17 protein-coding genes and 2 tRNA genes are annotated in these 19,291 nt (G+C 68.5%); 6 read left to right on the top strand and 13 right to left on the bottom strand.

Annotated elements, in window-relative coordinates; translation table 11 throughout:
- Window positions 1-13: 13 nt before the first annotated feature.
- The 12 genes from MLE42_RS09475 to MLE42_RS09420 all read right to left on the bottom strand — a co-directional run bounded on the left by MLE42_RS09475 (window position 14) and on the right by MLE42_RS09420 (window position 11,172).
- Entirely contained in the window at window positions 14-568 is a 555-nt protein-coding gene (locus tag MLE42_RS09475) for a hypothetical protein (RefSeq protein ID WP_243287639.1), read from the bottom strand.
- The gene (gene cmk / locus MLE42_RS09470; RefSeq protein WP_243287638.1) at window positions 565-1,230 is read right to left on the bottom strand and encodes a (d)CMP kinase; all 666 of its coding nucleotides are present in this window, start codon (window positions 1,228-1,230) and stop codon (window positions 565-567) included. Before cmk ends, MLE42_RS09475 begins: the two co-directional genes overlap by 4 nt.
- 35 nt (window positions 1,231-1,265) lie before the next feature.
- The gene (locus MLE42_RS09465) at window positions 1,266-2,717 is read right to left on the bottom strand and encodes a NapC/NirT family cytochrome c (protein WP_243287637.1); all 1,452 of its coding nucleotides are present in this window, start codon (window positions 2,715-2,717) and stop codon (window positions 1,266-1,268) included.
- Between the two features lie 185 nt (window positions 2,718-2,902).
- Window positions 2,903-4,531, bottom strand: a complete 1,629-nt coding sequence (locus MLE42_RS09460; protein ID WP_243287636.1) for a RecQ family ATP-dependent DNA helicase — start codon at window positions 4,529-4,531, stop codon at window positions 2,903-2,905.
- Between the two features lie 60 nt (window positions 4,532-4,591).
- Window positions 4,592-5,719 carry a histidinol-phosphate transaminase gene (hisC, locus tag MLE42_RS09455; RefSeq protein ID WP_243287635.1) on the bottom strand — a complete coding sequence of 376 codons (1,128 nt, stop codon included), beginning with the start codon at window positions 5,717-5,719 and terminating at the stop codon, window positions 4,592-4,594.
- Window positions 5,719-6,315, bottom strand: coding sequence for an ATP-dependent Clp endopeptidase proteolytic subunit ClpP (clpP, locus tag MLE42_RS09450; protein WP_243287634.1), 597 nt, complete (start codon window positions 6,313-6,315; stop codon window positions 5,719-5,721). Before clpP ends, hisC begins: the two co-directional genes overlap by 1 nt.
- A 75-nt stretch (window positions 6,316-6,390) precedes the next feature.
- Window positions 6,391-8,061, bottom strand: coding sequence for a trigger factor (tig, locus tag MLE42_RS09445; RefSeq protein ID WP_243287633.1), 1,671 nt, complete (start codon window positions 8,059-8,061; stop codon window positions 6,391-6,393).
- Between the two features lie 33 nt (window positions 8,062-8,094).
- Window positions 8,095-8,179 (bottom strand) — tRNA-Leu (locus tag MLE42_RS09440).
- A 25-nt stretch (window positions 8,180-8,204) separates the two neighbouring features.
- Window positions 8,205-8,281: transfer RNA gene (locus MLE42_RS09435), tRNA-Arg, on the bottom strand.
- A gap of 288 nt (window positions 8,282-8,569) precedes the next feature.
- Window positions 8,570-9,505, bottom strand: a complete 936-nt coding sequence (locus MLE42_RS09430) for an adenosine deaminase family protein (protein WP_243287632.1) — start codon at window positions 9,503-9,505, stop codon at window positions 8,570-8,572.
- A 164-nt stretch (window positions 9,506-9,669) separates the two neighbouring features.
- The gene (locus MLE42_RS09425; RefSeq protein WP_243287631.1) at window positions 9,670-9,963 is read right to left on the bottom strand and encodes an FYDLN acid domain-containing protein; all 294 of its coding nucleotides are present in this window, start codon (window positions 9,961-9,963) and stop codon (window positions 9,670-9,672) included.
- An 81-nt stretch (window positions 9,964-10,044) separates the two neighbouring features.
- Window positions 10,045-11,172: a hypothetical protein gene (locus MLE42_RS09420; protein WP_243287630.1), complete on the bottom strand. Its 1,128-nt coding sequence runs from the start codon at window positions 11,170-11,172 to the stop codon at window positions 10,045-10,047.
- A gap of 117 nt (window positions 11,173-11,289) precedes the next feature.
- On the opposite strand from MLE42_RS09420, the gene MLE42_RS09415 reads away from it, so the two are divergent.
- The 6 genes from MLE42_RS09415 to MLE42_RS09390 all read left to right on the top strand — a co-directional run bounded on the left by MLE42_RS09415 (window position 11,290) and on the right by MLE42_RS09390 (window position 18,137).
- Window positions 11,290-11,649, top strand: coding sequence for an STAS domain-containing protein (locus MLE42_RS09415; protein WP_243287629.1), 360 nt, complete (start codon window positions 11,290-11,292; stop codon window positions 11,647-11,649).
- A gap of 14 nt (window positions 11,650-11,663) precedes the next feature.
- Window positions 11,664-12,089, top strand: a complete 426-nt coding sequence (locus MLE42_RS09410; protein WP_243287628.1) for an ATP-binding protein — start codon at window positions 11,664-11,666, stop codon at window positions 12,087-12,089.
- 16 nt (window positions 12,090-12,105) lie between these two features.
- Window positions 12,106-13,674, top strand: a complete 1,569-nt coding sequence (locus tag MLE42_RS09405) for a PP2C family protein-serine/threonine phosphatase (RefSeq protein ID WP_243287627.1) — start codon at window positions 12,106-12,108, stop codon at window positions 13,672-13,674.
- Window positions 13,675-13,807: 133 nt separating this feature from the next.
- Window positions 13,808-14,647 carry a zinc metalloprotease HtpX gene (htpX, locus tag MLE42_RS09400; RefSeq protein ID WP_243287626.1) on the top strand — a complete coding sequence of 280 codons (840 nt, stop codon included), beginning with the start codon at window positions 13,808-13,810 and terminating at the stop codon, window positions 14,645-14,647.
- Window positions 14,648-14,901: 254 nt separating this feature from the next.
- Entirely contained in the window at window positions 14,902-17,547 is a 2,646-nt protein-coding gene (locus MLE42_RS09395) for an IPT/TIG domain-containing protein (RefSeq protein ID WP_243287625.1), read from the top strand.
- Window positions 17,544-18,137, top strand: coding sequence for a hypothetical protein (locus MLE42_RS09390; protein ID WP_243287624.1), 594 nt, complete (start codon window positions 17,544-17,546; stop codon window positions 18,135-18,137). Before MLE42_RS09395 ends, MLE42_RS09390 begins: the two co-directional genes overlap by 4 nt.
- A gap of 13 nt (window positions 18,138-18,150) precedes the next feature.
- Here MLE42_RS09390 and ychF read toward each other — a convergent pair whose 3' ends face one another.
- Window positions 18,151-19,251 carry a redox-regulated ATPase YchF gene (ychF, locus tag MLE42_RS09385; RefSeq protein ID WP_243287623.1) on the bottom strand — a complete coding sequence of 367 codons (1,101 nt, stop codon included), beginning with the start codon at window positions 19,249-19,251 and terminating at the stop codon, window positions 18,151-18,153.
- Between the last annotated feature and the right edge of the window lie 40 nt (window positions 19,252-19,291).

The raw sequence follows: 19,291 nt of genomic DNA, 5'->3' as shown, positions 1-19,291 counted from the left end.
ACCGCGTGGGTTCCTAGGCCTTCTCTGACCGGCTCCGGCGCCACTGCCAGGCCAGCCAGGCCCAGCAGGCCACCATGCCCAGCCAGCCCAGGACCAAGAGCCCGCGGGCCAGCGCGGTGTCCTGGGCCAGCAGGCCCCAGCGCCCCAGCAGCGTGGCCCAGTCATGCTCGCCCCCGCCTACCAGCGGGAGGACCTGCGCCCGGGCATCCGCCACATAGCGCGCGATGTTCAGGAGGTTTTCGAACGCCCAGATGCCCGTGACCGAGGTTCCCACCGCATCCCGGCGCAGCCAGAAGGTCCCGAGCGCGAGCAGGGGCGCCAGCAGCTGCATGAAGGTCCCGCCGAGGATGGTCAGGACCTCCCAGCCCAGGATGCCGAAGATGGGATGGCCGGCTTCGTGGAACACCAGGTTCACGCCGTCCAGCAGCGGGATCCAGCCCTGGTCGGAGCGGACCGCCAGAGCGGCGAGCAGGAAGAAGCCCAGGGAGACGCCGGCCAGGGCGGCGGTCCCCACGGGCTGCCACTCGGCCTCCCAGGCTTCGGCCAGCGGTTCCAGGAGAGGCATCATGGGTGCGCCAGGTGCCTTGCCACGATCCAGTCCACCACCTGGTCGAGGGTCATGGCGCTGGAATCCAGCTCCACGGCATCCGCGGCCTTGCGAAGGGGCGCCACGGCGCGGGTGCTGTCGGCCTCGTCGCGCCGGCGCTGGTCCGCGAGCACATCCTCGAAGAGGGGAGCCTGGCCCTTGGCCTCCAGTTCGAGGAAGCGCCGCCGGGCGCGGGCCTCGGGGCTGGCGGTGAGGAAGATCTTGCAGCAGGCGTGGGGGAAGACCACCGTGCCGATGTCGCGGCCGTCCACCACCCAGCGGCCGGAGGCGCCGACGCGGCGCTGCTGCTCGACGAGCACCTCGCGCACGCGGGCATCCGCGCTGACAGGCGTCACCCCACGCGTGACCTCCTGGCTGCGGATGGCCTCGCTGACGTCCTCACCGGCGAGGAAGATGCGCGTGCCCTCCTGGGCGAGGTCCAGGCCCGCCAGGAGGCGCTCCAGCGCAGGGCGGTCCTCCAGGGACAGCCCCGCGCGCTGGAGGGCCAGCGTGGCGGCGCGGTACATGGCGCCGGTGTCGAGGTACTGCCAGCCCAGACGCGCGGCGGCCCGTCGGGCTGTGGTGGACTTTCCCACGCCGGACGGGCCGTCGATCGCGATCAGGGGAAGGGCGGAAGCGGTCATGCCTTCATTCTGCGGGACCGCTCACGCCCTTGCCATTACTTCATGCCGAGGTCCTTGAGGACCTTGGGATCCTTCTCGTCCTGGGCCAGGAGCGTGTGGCAGGTGTCGCAGTCGCCCTTGATGGTGCGGCCGTCGGCGGCGGTGTGGCTGCCGTCGTGGCAGCGGAAGCAGCCCACGGCCTCCTCGTGGCCGATGTTGTTCGGGTGCGTGCCCCAGGTGAGCTTCATCTCGGGGAACACGTTCCGCAGGTAGATGGCCTTCACGGCCTCGGCCGCGGCGTCCACCTGGGCCCGCTTGTGCTTGAACACGTCGGGGTAGGTGGTGCGGTAGAACTCGTTGATGCCGAGGACGATCTTCGAGCCCGCCTCCTGCTGGCTGGCGTACTCGACCTTCAGCAGCTCCACCGCCTTCTTCTTGATGTAAGGCAGGTCCGTGGCGATGAGGCCCTTGGCCATGGACTTGTCCACGGCGCGATCGGGCAGCTCGAAGGTGTGGGTGGGCCGGTTGTGGCAGTCGATGCAGTCCATCTTGCGCTCGGTGGCCTTGGCCAGCTGGTCGGGCGTGAGCTTCTTGTAGTCGTCGGTGACGTACTCCACAAGCTGGCCGTTGTCGTCGCGGTAGGTGACCTTGGGGATCTCCTGGCGGCGGTGGTCCGTGCTGATGTAGCTGATGCGCTCCATGGCGTCGAGGTGGCGGCCGTGGATGCCCGTGGTGCCGTTCGGCGTGTGCCCGCCGATCTTCAGCAGGAGGATGCTGGTGGAGGGGGTGTTGGCCTCGTCATCGGCGTATTTGGTGCGGATCAGCAGCTTGTCGTCCGTGAACTTCTGGGGCCAGTGGCACTGTTCGCAGGTCTCCCGGGCGGGGCGCAGGTGCTCGACCGGGCTCGGGATGGGACGCGAGTAGGTGCCGAAAGCCACCGCGAAGAGCTGCCGCGTGCCGGAGATCTTGGCGCGCACCAGGGCGGGGGCGCCGTGGCCGATGTGGCACTGGGCGCAGCCCACGCGGGAGTGGGGCGAGTTCAGGAAGGCGGTGTACTCGGGGCTCATCACCGTGTGGCAGGTGAGGCCGCAGAAGCGGTTGGAGTCCATGTACTCCACGCCCTTGAGGCCGGCGGTGCCGAGAATGCCGACGTTGATGAAGGTGAGGGCGCCCACCACCAGCAGCAGGCGGCGGATGCCAGGCTGGGTGAAGTCCACCTTCTGCAGGGGCGTGGGAGCCTCGCCCGACAGGCGGCGCTGGCGGCGCATCCGGAGGATGCCCACGGGGATGAGGACCAGGCCCACGAGGAAGATGGCGGGAAGGGCGAGGAACAGCAGGATGCCGACGTAGGGGTGGACGGCCCGGGGGCTGGTCAGTTCCATGAACCAGAACCAGACGAGCGTGAAGGCCGAGCTGGTCGTCAGGGCCACGCCCAGCAGGGTGATCCAGTTGTTCCCCAGCTGGAAGCAGAGCCTGGCGAGGTCTCTGATGCGTTCTTTCAAGCTCATGGATCCACCTCCGCGACGTGGGGGAAAAGACAAATGACACCCGAGTGGGCAATGCCTCGTTCCACCCTAAATTCCTCCGGGATCAGCCGCAAGACAGAGCGGGGCCGAGGAGGCCTTATCTCCTTTGATATCAACAGGGGGCGTTCCAGGTTGTGACAGAGGCCCAGGCTACTGGAAGGTTACCATTAGATCATCTTTACGCGCAGCAGATGGAGGAAGGCCTCGCCGTACTGCTGGAGCTTCTTCGGCCCGACGCCGCTCAGGGCCAGGAATTCCGCCTCGGTGGCGGGCTGGAAGCGGGCCATCTGCTGGAGGGTGGCGTCGCTGAAGATCACGTAGGCGGGCACGCCCTTCGCATCGGCCAGCCGTTTCCGGAGGATCTTCAAGTCCCGGTAGAGCGCCTCTTCGCCGTCCACCGGTCCCTCGGGCAGCGCCGGGCGCGTGCCGCGCGGCGAGCCGCGCTTGGCCTTGCCGGGTTTCGGCGCGGCTTCCAGCGGGTCCGCCCCGGAGCAGACATCGCAGGACGCCCCGCAGGGCTCCATGCGCTCCCCGAAATGGGCCAGCAAGGCCTGGTGGCGGCAGCGGGTGGCATCCGCCAGGCGGAAGAGGTCCCGGGTCTGCCGCTGCTGGGCCTGGGCCAGGCCCGCCTCCAGGCCGTCCGTGAAGCGGTCGTAGCTCAGCACGTCGCCCCAGCCGTAGAACATGACGCAGTCCGCATCTGCGCCGTCACGGCCCGCGCGGCCGATCTCCTGGTACCAGCCCTCCACGCTCTTGGGCATGTCGCGGTGGATGACGTAGCGGATGTTGCTCTTGTCGATGCCCATGCCGAAGGCGACGGTGGCGACGATGACATCCACGTCATCCCGCTGGAAAGCTTCCTGGGCCGCGGAGCGCGCCGCGGCGTCCATGCCCGCATGGTAGGCGGCGGCGAGGACGCCTTCCTCGCGCAGGAAGGCCGCCGTGGACTCCACGGCCTTGCGCGACAGGCAGTAGATGATGCCGCTCTCGCCGCGCCGCGCCAGCACGAGCCGCAGCAGGGCCTCGCGCACCGGCGGCAGGCCCTCGGCGCCTTTGCGGTAGGCGCTGATGCGCAGGTTGGATCGGAAAAAGGAGCCCTGCACCTCGACCGGCTTCCGCATCTCCAGCTGTTCCGCGATGTCGCGGCGCACCTCGGGCGTGGCCGTGGCCGTGAGGGCCAGGACGGGCACGCCCGGGAAGCGCTGCTTGAGGCCGGCAAGGGTGCGGTAGGCGGGGCGGAAGTCATGGCCCCAGTGGCTGATGCAGTGGGCCTCGTCCACGGCGATGAGGCGCAGGTCCACTTCGCGGAGCAGGTCGGCGAGGTAGAGCTCGAGGCCCTCGGGCGCCGCGTACACCAGCTCCAGCTCGCCATTCTTGAGGGCGCGGATGCGCTCGCGGCGGGCCTCCGCATCGAGGCTGGAGTTGAGGAAGGTGGCGCGGAGCCCGGCCTCGGTCAGCGCGTCCACCTGGTCCTTCATGAGGGCGATGAGGGGCGACACCACCAGCGTCACGCCGCCCAGCAGCCGCGCGGGCAGCTGGAAGGTGAGGGACTTGCCGGCGCCCGTGGGCATGATGCCCACCACGTCGCGGCCTGCCATGACCGCCTCGATGATGGCCCGCTGCCCGGGCCGGAAGGAGGCGTAGCCGAAGGTGGTCTTGAGGGCGGATTCCAGATCCGGCGGGGCCCCCAGTCCAGCCGCCAAGCCTTTCAGTGCCGCGATGGCTCCAGCATCGAAGGCCCCGGGCTCAGCGCGGTAGCGGTCCCGCAGCCGCGCCAGACCCTCCCTGCATTCCACATGCGCGCCTTGCGTGAGCAAGGCGCGCAGTCGCTCAATCTCGTCCAGAACTGAGCCCAATCAGCAGCCGCCGTCGAGCAACGGCCCGGCAGCCTTCCAGAAGGCTTCCATCTCCTCGGGCTTCCCGAAGGTCACGCGGATGTGGTTGGGCAGGCCATAGCCTTGCATGGGCCGCACGATCACGCCGCGCTGGAGCAGCTCCTTGAACAGCTCGGCGGCCGGGAAGACGGTCTCCAGGAGGATGAAGTTACCTGAAGTGCCCGAGGTCTGGCAGCGGTGCTTCGCGGCTTCCGCCACGAAGGTCGCGCGGGCCTCGGTGTTCTTCTGGCGGGAGAAGGCTTCGAAGGCCAGGTCCTGCACGGCCACTTCCGCGGCGGCCTGGGCCAGGTGGTTGGTGTTGAAGGGGCTGCGCACCCGCTCCAGGAAGCCCATCATCTCCTTGGACCCGAGGCCGTAGCCGATGCGCAGCCCGGCCAGGGCGTGGATCTTGGAGAAGGTATGCAGCACCAGCAGGTTCGGGCGCTGATCCAGGTAGGCCGCGGCATCCGGGTACGTGGCCGGGTCCTCGTACTCGGCGTAGGCCTGATCCACCACCAGCACGATGTCCTCGCGCAGGTCGCGCACCAGGCGCTCCAGGGCGGCCCGCTCCAGGCGGATGCCCGTGGGGTTGTTGGGATTGCCGAGGTAGACGAGGCGGGTGTCCTCCGCCACCGATCGCAGGATGTCATCGGCGTCGAGCTCCGTGGCCGAGGCCCGGGATTCGATGACGCGCCCGCCGGCGGTCTGGGTGGCGATGCCGTAGATGGCGAAGCTGTGCTTCGGGATGACGGAGCTGCCGCCGTCCAGGAAGGCGGCCTTGGCCACCATCTCCAGGATCTCGCTGCTGCCGTTGCCCAGCACCACGCGGTCGAGGGAAAGGCCCTTGCGCGCCGCGATGCGCTGGCGGAGGTAGTAGCCGTCGCTCACGGGGTAGAGACCGAGGCCCTCGAACTCGGACCCCGAGATGACCGCGGCCACGCGGGCCTTCACCGCGTCGGTGGGGCCCCAGGGATTCTCGTTGGAGGCCAGCTTGACGATGGACGTGAGGCCCAGCTCGCGCTGGACCTCCTGGATGGGCTTGCCGGGGACGTAGAGCGGGATCCGCGCCAGGTGTTCGAAGGCGGGAAGGGCGGACAGGCTGGTGTTCATCAGGCGGGCCGCTCGGAGAGGACCTTGTCGACGATGCCGTATTCCAGGGCCTCCTCGGCGCCCATGAAGTAGTCGCGGTCCATGTCCTTCATGACCTTCTTCAGGGGCTGGTTCGTGTGCTTGGCGAAGGTGGCGGCCAGGTTCTCCTTCAGGCGCTGGATCTCCTTGAAGGTGATCTCGATCTCGGTGGCCTGGCCCTGGGCGCCGCCCGAGGGCTGGTGGATCATGATGCGGGCGTTGGGCAGGGCGAAGCGCTTGCCCCGGGTGCCGGCCGCCAGCAGGTGGGCGCCCATGGAGGCGCACTGGCCGATGCAGTAGGTGACGATGTCATTCTTCACGAACTGCATGGTGTCGTAGATGGCCAGGCCCGCGGTGACGCTCCCGCCGGGGCTGTTGATGTAGATCTGGATGTCCTTGTCCGGGTCCTCGCTCTCGAGGAAGAGCATCTGGGCCACGATGGCGTTGGCCACGTTGTCATCGATGGCCGTGCCCAGGAAGATGATGTTGTCCTTCAGCAGGCGCGAATAGATGTCGTAGCTGCGTTCGCCGCGCGGCGTCTGCTCGATGACGATGGGGGGATAGTAGCTGCTGGGCATGGGCCCTCCGGCTGGCTCATCAGGATAGCAAGAAGGCGCCATGGGGCGCCTTCTCTGGGTGGTCTGCGCAGACCGCTACTTCTTGGCCGCGGGCTTCTTGGCTTTGGGCTTGTCCTCGGCGGGCTCATCCTTCTTGGCGGCGGCCTTCTTGGGCTTCTCCGCGACGGGCTCGTCCTTCTTCGCGGCCTTCTTGGGCTTCTCCTCGGCTTCGGGCTCGGCCTTCACCGCGGCCTTCTTCGCCGCGGGCTTCTTGGCCGGAGCGGCCTCCTCCTCGTGGCTGTGGCCGTGGCCGTGATCATGGTCGTGGTCGCAGTCGGGGCCGTGGACGTGGCCGGCGGGGGCCACGGCGGCGGGCTCGCCGCCCTCCTGGCCTTCCAGGTCGCCGCCCTCCAGGCCGCCGGCGTCGAAGCGGTTCACGGGCAGGCCCGCCTCGCGCTTGCGCTCCAGCTCGACCAGGGCCTCGAAGGCCGCCTTGTCCAGCTGCTCCTCCGTGACCTTGGCGGTGGCGAGCAGGTGGGTGAAGATGCGGTCGGTGCGGAGGCGGCCCTTGATCTCGGTGGTGTTGCCGCGGCGCTCCAGCTCGGCCTTGAAGGCCTCGAAGGGCTGCTGCACCTGGTTCTCGGCCATGAAGGTCCGGATCTCGGCGTCGATGTCCGCCTCAGGCACTTCGATGCTCTCGGCGTTGCCGATGGCCTGGAGCAGGTAGCCGCTGCGGACGGCGCGCTCGGCGTCGTTGAGGCGGTACTGGCGGTAGCCCTGCCAGTTCACCTTCTTGGGGTCCATGCCCTGGCGGGCTACGTGCTGGGCGAACTCCTGGCAGTAGTCATCGAGCTGCAGGGCCACCATGGAGCGGGGCACCTCGAAGGGCGCGGCCTCCAGCAGGGTGTCGAGCATGTTGGCGTGGAGGCGGGCCACGGCGTCGCGTTCGGAGGCCTCCTCCAGGTCCTTCTTCACCGCGGCCTTCAGGGCCTCCAGGTTCTCGAAGGCGCCCATGTCCTTGGCGAAGTCATCGCCCAGGACGGGCACCTCCTTGCGGCGGATGTCCTTGACCTGCACCTCGTAGGCCAGGGTCTTGCCGGCGAGGACCTTGTTGGCGTCGTCGTCCGGGTGGGTGAGGTTGAAGGCCTTCTTCTCGTCGACCTTCATGCCGAGGATCTGGGCGTCGAAGGGGCGCTTGCCGTCAATCTCCAGCACCTGGTCCTGGTAGGTCTGGGCCTTGAGGCCCTGGGGCTTCACGCGGATATCGCAGGTGACGACGAGGCCCTCGGCCACGGCGGCGTCCTCCACGGGCAGGAGCTTGGTGGCCCGCTGGCGGAGGCCCTCCAGGTGCTCGGCCACGGCGGCCTCGTCGATGGCCCGCTTCTTCTTGGTGAGGGCCATCGCCTTGTAGTCCGGCAGGGCCACCTCGGGCGCCACGTCGAACTGGGCGCGGAAGACGGCGTCGGCGCCCTCCTTCAGGTCCAGCTTCTCCAGGGAGGGATGGGAGATGGGCAGGGCGCCGGCTTCCTGGGCGGCCTTCCAGAAGTGCTTCTCCACCAGCTGCTGGGCTACGTCGGACTGGATCTCACGGGCGTAGCGCTGCATCAGGACGGGCCGGGGGGCCTTGCCGGGGCGGAACCCGGGGATGCGGACCTTCGGGGCGATCTTGGCCACCACCTCGTTGAAGGTGGCGCTCACCTCGGCGGCGGGCACCGTCACTTCGACGGCCTTGCGGGTGGGGGACTGGTGATGCAGGGTGGCGGACATGGATGCTCCGTGTGATGCGGGGGTCATGCGAAGTGGTGCGAACGGTCGGACTCGAACCGACACGGTGTGAACCGCTGGAACCTAAATCCAGTGCGTCTACCAGTTCCGCCACGCTCGCAGGGTTTCCGAATTGTCATTGCCGGTGGTGCGCCCAGAGCGACTCGAACGCCCGACCCTCAGGTTCGAAGCCTGATGCTCTATCCAGCTGAGCTATGGGCGCGCACCGAATCCCCTAGTCTACCTGGAAGCTCCGGGCGCTTCGACCCCCGGGTTGGCTGGATAGAGCGCCGGATGCTGAAGGCTCTATCCAGCTCCGCCCGTGGCCTATCGGACGCGCCCCGGCGCGTCCTCCCGCTCGCCTCGCTCGCGGAGGCCGGGGTCGGGCGCGCACTGGGCCGACCGCCGGATCGCGGAATGGCCTGCGGGGCAGGCCATGGAGCGAGGATCCGGCGAGGAGGGCATGCGGGTCTACCGGGAAGACCCCCCTGGCTTCGACCCCTGGGTTCGGTCAGCCACGGAGGCACCAGGCATCCTCGGCCCCGTTCCGGCGGAGGGTCTCCAGGGCGGTGGCATCCAGGCCCATGGCCTGGGCTGCGGCGGTCTCGGTGCCGAGGTCGCAGGGGGCCACGCCGGGGTCGTCCGTGCCCAGGGCGCAGCGCACGCCGGCCCTCAGCATCCGGGGCAGGGGGTGGGGCGTCACGTCGGCGGCCAGGGCTGCGTTGGAGGTGGGGCAGATGTCCACGGGGATGCCCCGCTCCGCCAGGAGGTCCAGGGTGGCGTCGTCAGCGCGGATGCCGTGGACGATGCGGGCCACGCCACCCTCCAGCACGGCCTCGCGCACGTTCGAGCCCGGTCCGTTCTCGCCCGCGTGGGCGGCGAGGCGCAGGCCTGCGGCCCGGGCCCGGTCGAAGACAGCGGCCCAATCGCGGAAGGGGCTGCCCTCCAGGCCGCCCGTGGAGAAGCCCTTCACGAAGAGCGGCAGCTCCGGCAGCACCAGGTCGAGGACCGCCTGGCCATGCTTGGGGCCGAAGTGGTTCACGGCGTCCACCACCACGCAGCCGCAGACACCCTGGGCCGCGGCCTCGGCCAGGCCGTCCTCCACCCCCCGCCAGAAGGCGTCGAGGGTGATCTGGCCGCGGTGGACCACGAGGAAGTGGGGCGAGGCCCAGAGATCGAACCCCGACCCGCCGCAGGCCTGCGTCCGCCGGACCACCGCCCGCACCGCCTCACGGACGGCCTCCCGGCTGTCCAGCAGCGCGGCGCCGAAGAGGAAGGCCTCGATGAACCCATCGAAGGGCACGGCGCCGCCGGACCACAGGGTTTCCAGCGGTCCCGGCAACGCCAGCCCGCGGCGCGCCGCTTCGCCTCGGACCCAGACGGGATCCAGGGCGCCCTCCAGGTGGGTGTGGCGATCGATGAGAGGAGAGGGGGCGGTTGTGCTCACCTGGACATTATGCTCACCGCTCGCCGCATCGCTCGTCAGGCTGCGAGGAGCAGCCTGCCCACGATTGAGACGGAGGCCAACCTGATTGCTATGCTCACCGCTCGCCGGATCCTCGCTCGCCAGGCTGCATTTAGCAGCCTGTCTCGCGATCCGGCGGGGTTCGCCTACTCGTCGTAGTCGTCCATGCGCAGGTCGCCGGGGTCGAAGCCCTCGCCACGGCCCCGCTCAAGGGGCACGCCGCTCTCGTTGAAGGTCTCCTCGAGGTTCTCGGCCTCAGGCTCGGCGGTGAAGTCGTCCTCGATGACGTGGACGCTCTTCTCCTTCTTCACGGCGCGCGGCTTGGCCGGAGCGGCCTTCTGGTTCGCACCGCACTTGGGACAGACCGCCTCCGGCTTGCCGAAGTCGTAGAACTTCGTCGCGCACTGGAAACACGTGAACTTCTTGCCGAGATCCGCCATTGACTTGTTCCTCGCCCATGCCCAAAGGAACAAGGTTCTACCAGACTCTGATCCCGTTGTCACTTCTTATGGCGGGCGACCTCAGGCCCAGGGGGCCGGCCCCAGCTTGGACGCATCGCCTTCGCATAACTGGCTCACGACCGTGCTGGTGAAAATCCGGTGATGGGCCTCGACATCTTCTCCGAAGCGCTCCACGAAGGTGGCGCGGCTCCGCTCGAGCTCCTCCCGGAGCAACCCGTACAGGTTGCCGTGGGTCTGGGCCTGGGCGACCTTCGTCGGGAAATAGAGCTCCACGTCACCCACCAGGACCCGCGCCAGTCGCTCGGCGGCGGCCCGGGTCTTGGGGTCCAGGTCCATCAATGCGGGGGCTTCGATGGGCTCGGGCACCATCTGCGTGGGGGCGCTCGAGTGGCTGCTGGGGAGGGGCGGCAGCGGTTGGGGCGAAGCCGGGGGTAGGGCTGATGGCGGCAGGGCCGAGGGAGGCTGGGCCGATGGCGGAGGGGGAGGCAGGGCGTGGGCGGGCTCATCCTTCCCGGCCGCCAGGCCTCCCAGGGCGGCCGAGGCCGCCAGCACGAGGGCCCGGACCAGCTCGGGGTGGTCGATCTTCTGGCGCAGGCCGCTATCCACGAGCAGCAGGGCCACGGTCTTCCGCTTGTGGCGCAGGGGCAGGACCACGAAGTCCGAGGCTTCGTAGGAGCTGAGCACCGAGAGGAGAGCCGAATAGCCGGCGCCCTTCTTCCTCAGGGATCGGCCCAGGCCCTGGATCACGGACTCCAGGTCCGGAGGCGGCACCACAGCGCCCGGTTGCAGGGGGGCACCCGCCTCGAAGCCGCGATGGGCGTACAGGGAGGCCAGCCCCTGCTTGACGATGAAGAGGGCGCTGCGCTCCACCAGGGGCTCCAGGCCGTCCAGAAGGCGCTTCAGAAGGTCACTCTGGGAGGGGGCACCCTCGACCAGATCGAGGGCGGAGGAGAAGGCGGCCATGGCTCCCAGGGCCCCGCCCCCTTCCGTTTCGGTCGGGGCCTGGGCCGGGATGGCCTGGCGGAGCTTCTCGATCAGCGCATCGTCGGGATGGAACCGGTCCATGGCCAGCTGCCAGGTGGCGATGACCTCCTCGAGCAGGCTCTGGTTTTTCTGGTTCACCCAGTTTTCCACCAGACCACGGAGGGCGGCGTGGATGGGCTGGTCCTCAGGACGGGCTGCGCTCATGGGGGACTCGGGTGAAAGGTTCGGATCCAGGGTATCCCAAGTTCGGGTGGGAACCTCGTCTGCTGGTATTTGCCCTGGGGAACCGATAGGATGGCCCAGGTTCCTTGGAGATGGCGGATGGCGGATCTTTCCATTGCGATGAGACAGGCCGGCGATGTTGCGATCCTGCTTCCGGCCGGTTTCATCAACGCCCACACGGTGCGCGAGTTCGAGGCGGCCCTGGAGGGGCTGGTCCGCGACGGACAGTACACCATCCTCCTCAACTGCAGGGATCTCCATTACATCAGCTCGGCCGGCCTGGGGGCCATCATGGGCCTCATCGAGACGGTCCGGGACCACCAGGGGGACATCCTCCTGTCCGATCTCCAGCCGAACGTATTCACCATCTTCGACACCCTCGGCTTCACCCAGCTCTACCGCGTGTTCGGCGATGAGGACCAGGCACTCGCCGCGGTCGCGCCCGAGCGGAAGGGGTGAGCGTGGCGGTCAGCATGGAGCCAGCCGAGTTCCGACTCGTGATCCCGAGCCAGACCCGCTACCTGAACCTGGTGACGGGCCTGGCCAAGCGGGCGTCGCTGGTGGCCGGTCTCGACGACGCCACCTCCGCCAAGGTGAGCATCGCCGTGGACGAGGCCGTGACCAACGTGATCCTCCACGCCTACCACGGGGAGGGGGAGCACAGCGTCGAGCTGGAACTGCGGTTCACGGAGGAGGCTCTGGAGATCCACATCCTCCACTCAGGCCAGGGGCTCCGCGGTGACCAGATCGTCTTGCCGGATCCCAAGGAGTACATCAAGCACCCCCGGAAGGGCGGCCTCGGCCTGCTGCTCATGAGCCGGTTCATGGACGAGGTGCGGTTCAAGGCAGACGAGGCCTCCGGCCGGAACGAGTGCTGCCTGATCAAGAAGCTGGACTGACGCCGGGTCCGCCCCCATGCCGACCAACCCCTTCGACCGTCTCCGCCAGCTGGCGCTGAAGATCCCGGAAGGGGCCCAGGAGCTGCTCCCGCTCATCGACTTCCTGGAGACCTTTCCGGACCAGGGCACCGAGGAGGACCTCGTCCACCTGGTGGGCATCACCGCGATGGGCATTGCCAAGGCGGGGCAGGGCGGCCTGTGGGACGGCGGCAAGTGGCTGTTCCTGCGGGGGGCGGCGCCGGCCTTCCCCACCCACCCGGGCGAGGGTTGGCAGGTCCTGCCCTGGGCCTACGGCGAGGAGGTCTACGGCCACCTGGTCCTGCGCGCCGAGGAGCCGCCGGGAGCCGTGCCGCTGCTGCTGTCCATCAGCGCCCCCCTGCTGGCCTGGCGCCGGGCCGAGGCCGTGCGCAGCTCCCAGAACCAAGCCCTGGCCCTGCAGCTCTCCCGCCTGAACACGGTGTTCGAGCTCACCCGCAACCTGGGCCAGGTGGAAACCCGGCAGGATCTGGTCCGGCTCATGGCCAACACGCTCATGGGCGAGTTCCGGATCATGCGCCTCTTGGTGGTGGACGCCCAGGGCACCGTGCTGCATGCGAAGGGGCTCGGCACGGTCCCGGGGGTGCTGGAAGGCGATTCCCTCCACGAGCTGGTGGAGGCGAAGGGTCTGGTCCACGCCGTCGAGCTGCAGGACCAGGACCACAGCCACGGCTTCGCCTATGCGGCGGATCCAGCGGTGGGGAAGCTGTCGGACGACGATGAGGTCTTCCTGCACACCCTGCTGAACCTCACCTCCTCCCAGCTGTCGAACCTGGAGTTCCGGGAGGCCCGCCGCCAGGCCGAGCGCCTGGAGAAGGACCTGGACCTGGCCCGGGACATCCAGCGCCGCCTCCTCCCCAAGGCGCTTCCCGAGCCCAGCGGCTGGCAGTGCGCCGCCGCGAACCTGCCCTACCAGGCGGTGGGCGGCGACCTCTACGACCTGTGGATGGCCCGCGACGAGGAACTGGGCGAGCGGCTCCACATCGCCGTGGGCGACATCTCCGGCAAGGGCCTCCCCGCCTCCCTGATGATGACCCAGCTCTCCGCCTTCCTCCGGGCCCTCGGGGGCCGGCGCGTGCAGGACTGGGGCAAGCTGGCGGAGCGCCTGAACCGGCGCATGAACGACGTGCGCGACGGCAACCGCTACACCACCCTGTTCGCCGCGAGCCTCAATCCCCTGACCGGCGATCTCCGGTTCGTGAACGGGGGGCACAATCCGCCCCTGGTGGTGCGGGCCAGCGGCGAGGTGGTCCGGCTGGCCCCCACAGGACCCATGGTGGGCCTGCTCCCCGGGGCCGCCTTCGCCGAGGGCCGGGCTTCCATGGAACCGGGCGATGCGCTGGTGATCTTCACGGATGGCCTGGTGGAGGCGGAAAACGCCGCCGGTGAGGAGCTGGGCGACGGGCGCCTGGCCGAGGTCGTCCTGCGGCGCCCGCATGCGGGGGCGGAGGAGCTGTTCGAGGCCCTGCTGGTGGAGGCCTTCCAGCACCTGGAGGAGGGCCGGTTCCGGGACGACGTGACCCTGGTGGTCGTGAAGCGCATGTCATGAAAGGAGGGACCGTCCGCGCGCCAAGGCTCGCTCTACGTCCCCCCTTTGACCCCCACGTGATGCCTGGGCAGGGCCCAGGCATCACGTCTGCGCTCTTGATCCCTTTCGTATCCTGGTACCTGGAGGCAACTTCATGAACCAGGCGAAAACCCTTCTCATCATCGTGGCCATGACGGGCCTGCTGGTGTGGATCGGCGATTACTTCGGCGGACAGTCCGGCATGGTGCTGGCCCTGGCCATCGGCCTCGTGATGAACGGGGTGAGCTACTTCTTCTCCGACAAGATCGTGCTGGCCAGCTACGGCGCCAAGGTGGTGGACCAGGCCGAGGCCCCGGAGCTCTACGCCATCGTGGCCAACCTGGCCCAGCGGGCGGGCCTGCCCACGCCCCGCATCGCCATCATCCCCGAGGACACCCCCAACGCCTTCGCCACCGGCCGGAACCCCGAGCACGCCGTGGTGGCCGTGACCGAGGGCATCATGCGCGTCCTCAGCCGGCCGGAGCTGGAGGCGGTCATCGGCCATGAGCTGGGCCACGTGAAGCACCGGGACATCCTCATCGGCAGCCTGGCGGCCGTGCTGGCCCAGGCCATCATGTTCCTCTCCCGCATGGCCTTCTGGATCTCGCCCCGCGACGAGGAGGGCCGCTCCAACCCCCTGGCGGGCATCGCCATCATGATCCTGGGGCCCCTGGCGGCCATCCTGCTCCAGATGGCCGTGAGCCGCTCCCGGGAGTACCTGGCGGACGACTACAGCGCCCACCTCACGGGCCGCCCGGACATGCTGGCCTCGGCCCTGGAGCGCCTGCAGGCCTACAACCAGCAGCTGCCCATGGCCTCCGCCGAACCCGCCACGGCCCACATGATGATCGTGAACCCCCTGAGCGGGGGTGGCCTCATGAGCCTCTTCTCCACCCATCCCCCCATGGAGGTGCGGGTGGAGCGTCTGCGGCGCATGCCCATCGAGGCCCGCTGAACTCCCCTTTGTGAGGGAGTGGGCAAAAAATTCGCCTCCCGCTGCGCAAAAAAGGGTCCGACCGGATAGGCTGAAAGCCTGTTGTCTCCTTCCAGGTCGGGAATGTCTCCTTATCGTGGGGTCGAATCATGGGCAGGCTCAGGGCGGATTGGCTCATCCGAAGGCTGTTGCTGGGCCTGCTTCTGGGTGTAGTCCCAGGAGCAGAGGCCCAGGCCCGGCAAGACCTCCCCCCTCTGGCGCGGCGACACGGCTACATGCCCCTGGATCCGGCCCAGGTGGAAGCCTGGGACCGGGCTCGCCGGGAACAGCCCCTCGCGAACATCCACCCGCTTCCCCTGGCTGGGCCGGGAGGCAGCGCGACCAGGGTGGACTGGCTGGAGGATGTGTCCACCCGGGGGCCGTCCCGGGACCAGGGAGCCAACGGAAACTGCTGGAACTGGGCCGCGTCCGCCATGTCGGAGACGGCGCTCAAGGTCGCCTACGGGTACGCGGACCGGCTCTCCGTGCAGTACGTCGATTCGCTGGCCGACGCCTATACCTTCCAGAACGGCGGTGACCTCGCGACCTACTGCAAGCTCGTGAACGGGCCCGGACTCCTGGTCCCCGAGAGCAATGCCAATGCCGCCTACGTGGATGGGATCGTCGATCCCCGGTGCACCCAGAGCCTCGTCCCCACCTCCGCCATCCAGCTCTCCCCGGCCTACACCCACGTGGCGGTCTCGGGCAAGACGGTCCAGACATCCGGAGTATCCCAGGCCACGGCCATCGCCAACATCAAGAACATGCTCGACCAGCACAAGGTGGTCGGCTTTTCCTTCATCACGCAGTTCTCGGGCGCCGGCGGGTTCGAGGAGTGGTGGGAGACCCAGGCCGAGGATGTGCTGTGGCCCGAGCCGGTCACGGGCCCGACCGGGCCACCGGATGAGCGCTGGGGGGCCCACATGGTGGTCATCGTCGGGTACGACGAGAGCGATCCCACCCCGGCCAACCACTTCTGGATCGTGCTGAACAGCTGGGGGCTCACCCCAGGCCGCCCAGGCGGCCTGTTCCGGATGCCCATGGCCATGAACTACGGCGCCACCTTCACCTACGCCGGGAAGGCCTACACCAACTACGGGTTCGAAGTCCTGGATCTCAGCGCCGACCATCCCGCGGCCACCGTGCCGGACGTGGCGATGGCGTCATCCTCCCAGGCGAAGCTGGGGCAGCCTCTGACCTTCTCGGCGACTCCGACGGGCTACCCCCCATTCACCTACCAGTGGCAGGTGGACGGGCAGGACATCCCCGATGCGCGCTCGGCCGCCTACACGCTCCCCTATCTCACCGGGGTCGAGTCGGGTCGGGCCTACCGCGTGGTGGTCTCCAACACCGTGGGAGGACTCCCCGTCCAGACCTCCGGCCCCGCGGTCGTGGTGCCGTCCATGGCGGGCCAGCAACAACTGCTCGGCAACCCGGGGTTCGAGGGAGGTCTCGGACAGGCGGCCTGGACGACGGCCACCACTCAGCTGGGTACCCCCATCGACTTCACGCCCTGGCGTCAGGAGAGCTCTGCCCGCACGGGGCAGTGGGACGCCTTCCTGGGTGGTCCGGGGCAGTGGGACTTCAATGGGGCCCTCGATCAGACCCTCACCATCCCCTCGGGCCCGGGCTCCGTGCTGCTGAGCTACTGGCTTAACGGCAGAAGCGGGCTCGGCCTCTGGGGGACGGGCTTCTTCTCTCTGTCCGTCTCCATCCTCGACGCCGCCACCGGCCAGCTGCTGAGGCCCGTGATGACCTATGGCTCCAGCAGTTTCTCGGCGAAGCACTTGCTGTGGAAGCAGGACCGCTTCGGCCTTGGAGACCTCAAGGGCCGGCAGGTGAAGATCCACTGCGATTGGATGGTGAACTCCTCTTTCTGGCGTCTGGACGACTTCGCCGTGGTGCTGGACCCCTCCGATCCCGTGCCTCTGCCTGTCATCAGCTCCTTCACTCCCGCGAGTGGAAATCCAGGAGATCCGGTCATCCTCACCGGCTCCGGGTTCACCGGGGCCACTCACGTGGCCTTCAATGGTCTCGATGCCCCCTTCTCCGTTCAGAGCGACACCCAGATCGCCACCACGGTCCCAAAGGCCAGCGTGCTCGGATCCGACCAGGTGACCACCGGGCCGATCCTGGTGAACACCCCCGGGGGATCAGGGCTCAGCTCGACCTCCTTCCAGGTGCTCCGTCCTTTGCTCATGTCCATCAGTCCCAGGTCCTGCAAGCGGGGCACCTCCGTGGTGCTCACTGGCTCCGGCCTCACCGGCTGCACTTCTGTGGCCTTCCAGGGCATGGCGGGCTTCGCCGCGGTGCCGGCCCCCTTCACCGTGGACAGCGACACCCAGATCACGGCTACCGTGCCCCCGATGGCCATCTCCGGAAGCATCCAGGTGACCACGCCCTTCGGGAGCGCGTCGTACTACTTCCTGATCATCGAGCCTGATGGCGCGGTATCCGTGGCCATCAGCCCCAGGCCCCTGGCCGTGGTAGCGGGATCCACCGTGACCTTCACGGCGACCGTGACGGGGGACGTCGACCAGCGGGTCGGTTGGCTCGTCTCGAATGGTGGCGGTCGGTGGTCGCTCTCCGGCAACCCACTCACCTTCACCATCGAGCCAGCCATGGTCGGGGACCTGAGCCTCCGGGTGGACTGGGGTAACTCAGGCACGGTCTCGGACACCCTGGCCATTCCCGTGAAGACTCTGGATTTCCTGGGCACGGGCACGGTGGATGTCCTGGACATGCTGGAACTGGCGAAGGCCTACGGGAGCAGGACTGGCGATGCCACCTTCGATCCGAAAGTGGATCTGAACGGTGACGGGGTCATCGACGACACCGACGTCTCCCTCTTCATGGACGTCTTTCCGAGGATCCAGCCATGAGCCTCCGGACCCGCTCCCGACTTCTCGGACTCCTGTTTCCATTCCTCGCCCTGGCCGTGGTTTCCTGCGGCGGCGGAGGAGGCGGCTCGGCCCCCCAGCCTGCGGGCCCCGCGACGCGGCTCCACTATGCGAACCCCGTTTCCTCGGGTTTCCGGCTGGAGGCGGATCCCACCACCAACGACACGTCCCACCTGGTGCTGAACCTCATGGGGCCCGCGGGTACCCCGGCCCAGGGGGTCGCCGTGTTCCTCACCTGCGATGGCACCCGGGCGTCCTGGGGAGCTCCGGGGGGGACGGATCCCCACGCCAAGGCTGGGACGGCCCTCACCCTCGGCGTCGTACCGCTGTTCACCTCCCGGCAACCCCAGGGGACGGACGACCTCCAGGTAGGGCTCTTCCAGACCGGCGCCCCGCCGGCCACCCTCGGCAGCACTCCGATCCTGAGCGTGGCCCTGGACCTGAAGACAGGCTGCCTGTCGGGAAGCCGGATATCCCTCGTGCCCACGGACCAGAAAACCTCCCAGTACCTGGATGGGCAGGGAGTCAAACGGCCACTCGTCCTGGCGGTGGGAACGCTCACCGCTCAGTGAGGCGGGGATCGGGTCAGACGTTGAAGAGGAAGTTCATCAGGTCGCCGTCCTTCACGACGTAGTCCTTGCCTTCCGTGCGCATCTTGCCGGCATCCTTGGCGCCCTGCTCGCCGCGGTACTGGATGAAGTCCTCGTAGGCGATGACCTGGGCGCGGATGAAGCCCTTCTCGAAGTCCGTGTGGATGACGCCGGCGGCCTGGGGGGCCGTGTCGCCCTTGTGGATGGTCCAGGCGCGAACTTCCTTCACCCCGGCGGTGAAGTAGGTCTGAAGGCCCAGCAGGTTGTAGCTGGCGTGGATGAGCACGTTCAGGCCCGGCTCGGAGAGACCCGCCTCCTCCAGGAACAGGGGGCGGTCCTCCTCGGGCAGGTCCTGGATCTCGGCCTCGAGCTTGGAGCAGATGGGAATGCAGGGCGCCTGGCGCTCGGTGGCCAGCTCCTGCAGCTTCCGGTAGTGGGCGTTGCCCTCGGGGTTCCGGATGTCCTCCTCCCCGATGTTGCCCACAAAGAGGGTGGGCTTGAGGGTGAGCAGGCCGTAGGACTTGATCAGGGCCTTGTCCTCCGGGGACAGGCCCGCCGTCCGGGCCCACTTGCCGCCGTCCAGGGCAGCGAAGACCCGCTCCAGCACGGCCACCAGGGCCTGGGATTCCTTGTTGCCGGTCTTGGCCACCTTCCGGTGGCGCTCCAGGCCCTTCTCGACCGCGTCCAGGTCCTTGATCACCAGCTCGGTCTCGATGATGCTCAGGTCCCGCTCGGGGTTCACACCGCCCTCCACGTGAGTGACGTTGCCGTCCTCGAAGCAGCGGACGACCTGCACGATGGCGTCTGTCTCACGGATGTGGCCCAGGAAGGCGTTGCCCAGGCCCTCCCCCTTGCTGGCGCCGCGGACCAGGCCCGCGATGTCCACGAACTCCTGGGCCGCCGGCAGGATGCGCTGGGGCTTCACGATCTCCGCCAGGGCCGCCAGGCGCGGATCCGGCACATCCACCACGCCCGTGTTGGGCTCGATGGTGCAGAAGGGGTAGTTGGCCGAAGCCGCGCCCGCACGGGTGAGGGCGTTGAAAAGGGTGGACTTTCCCACATTGGGGAGACCCACGATGCCACAGGCGACAGCCATTCCATCCTCCAAGCCCTCCAGTATCGCCTACCCGACATGT

It is taken from the genome of Geothrix terrae, assembly GCF_022808775.1.
GTDB classification, from domain to species: domain Bacteria; phylum Acidobacteriota; class Holophagae; order Holophagales; family Holophagaceae; genus Geothrix; species Geothrix terrae.
This window is presented reverse-complemented; position numbering and strand designations above follow the sequence as displayed.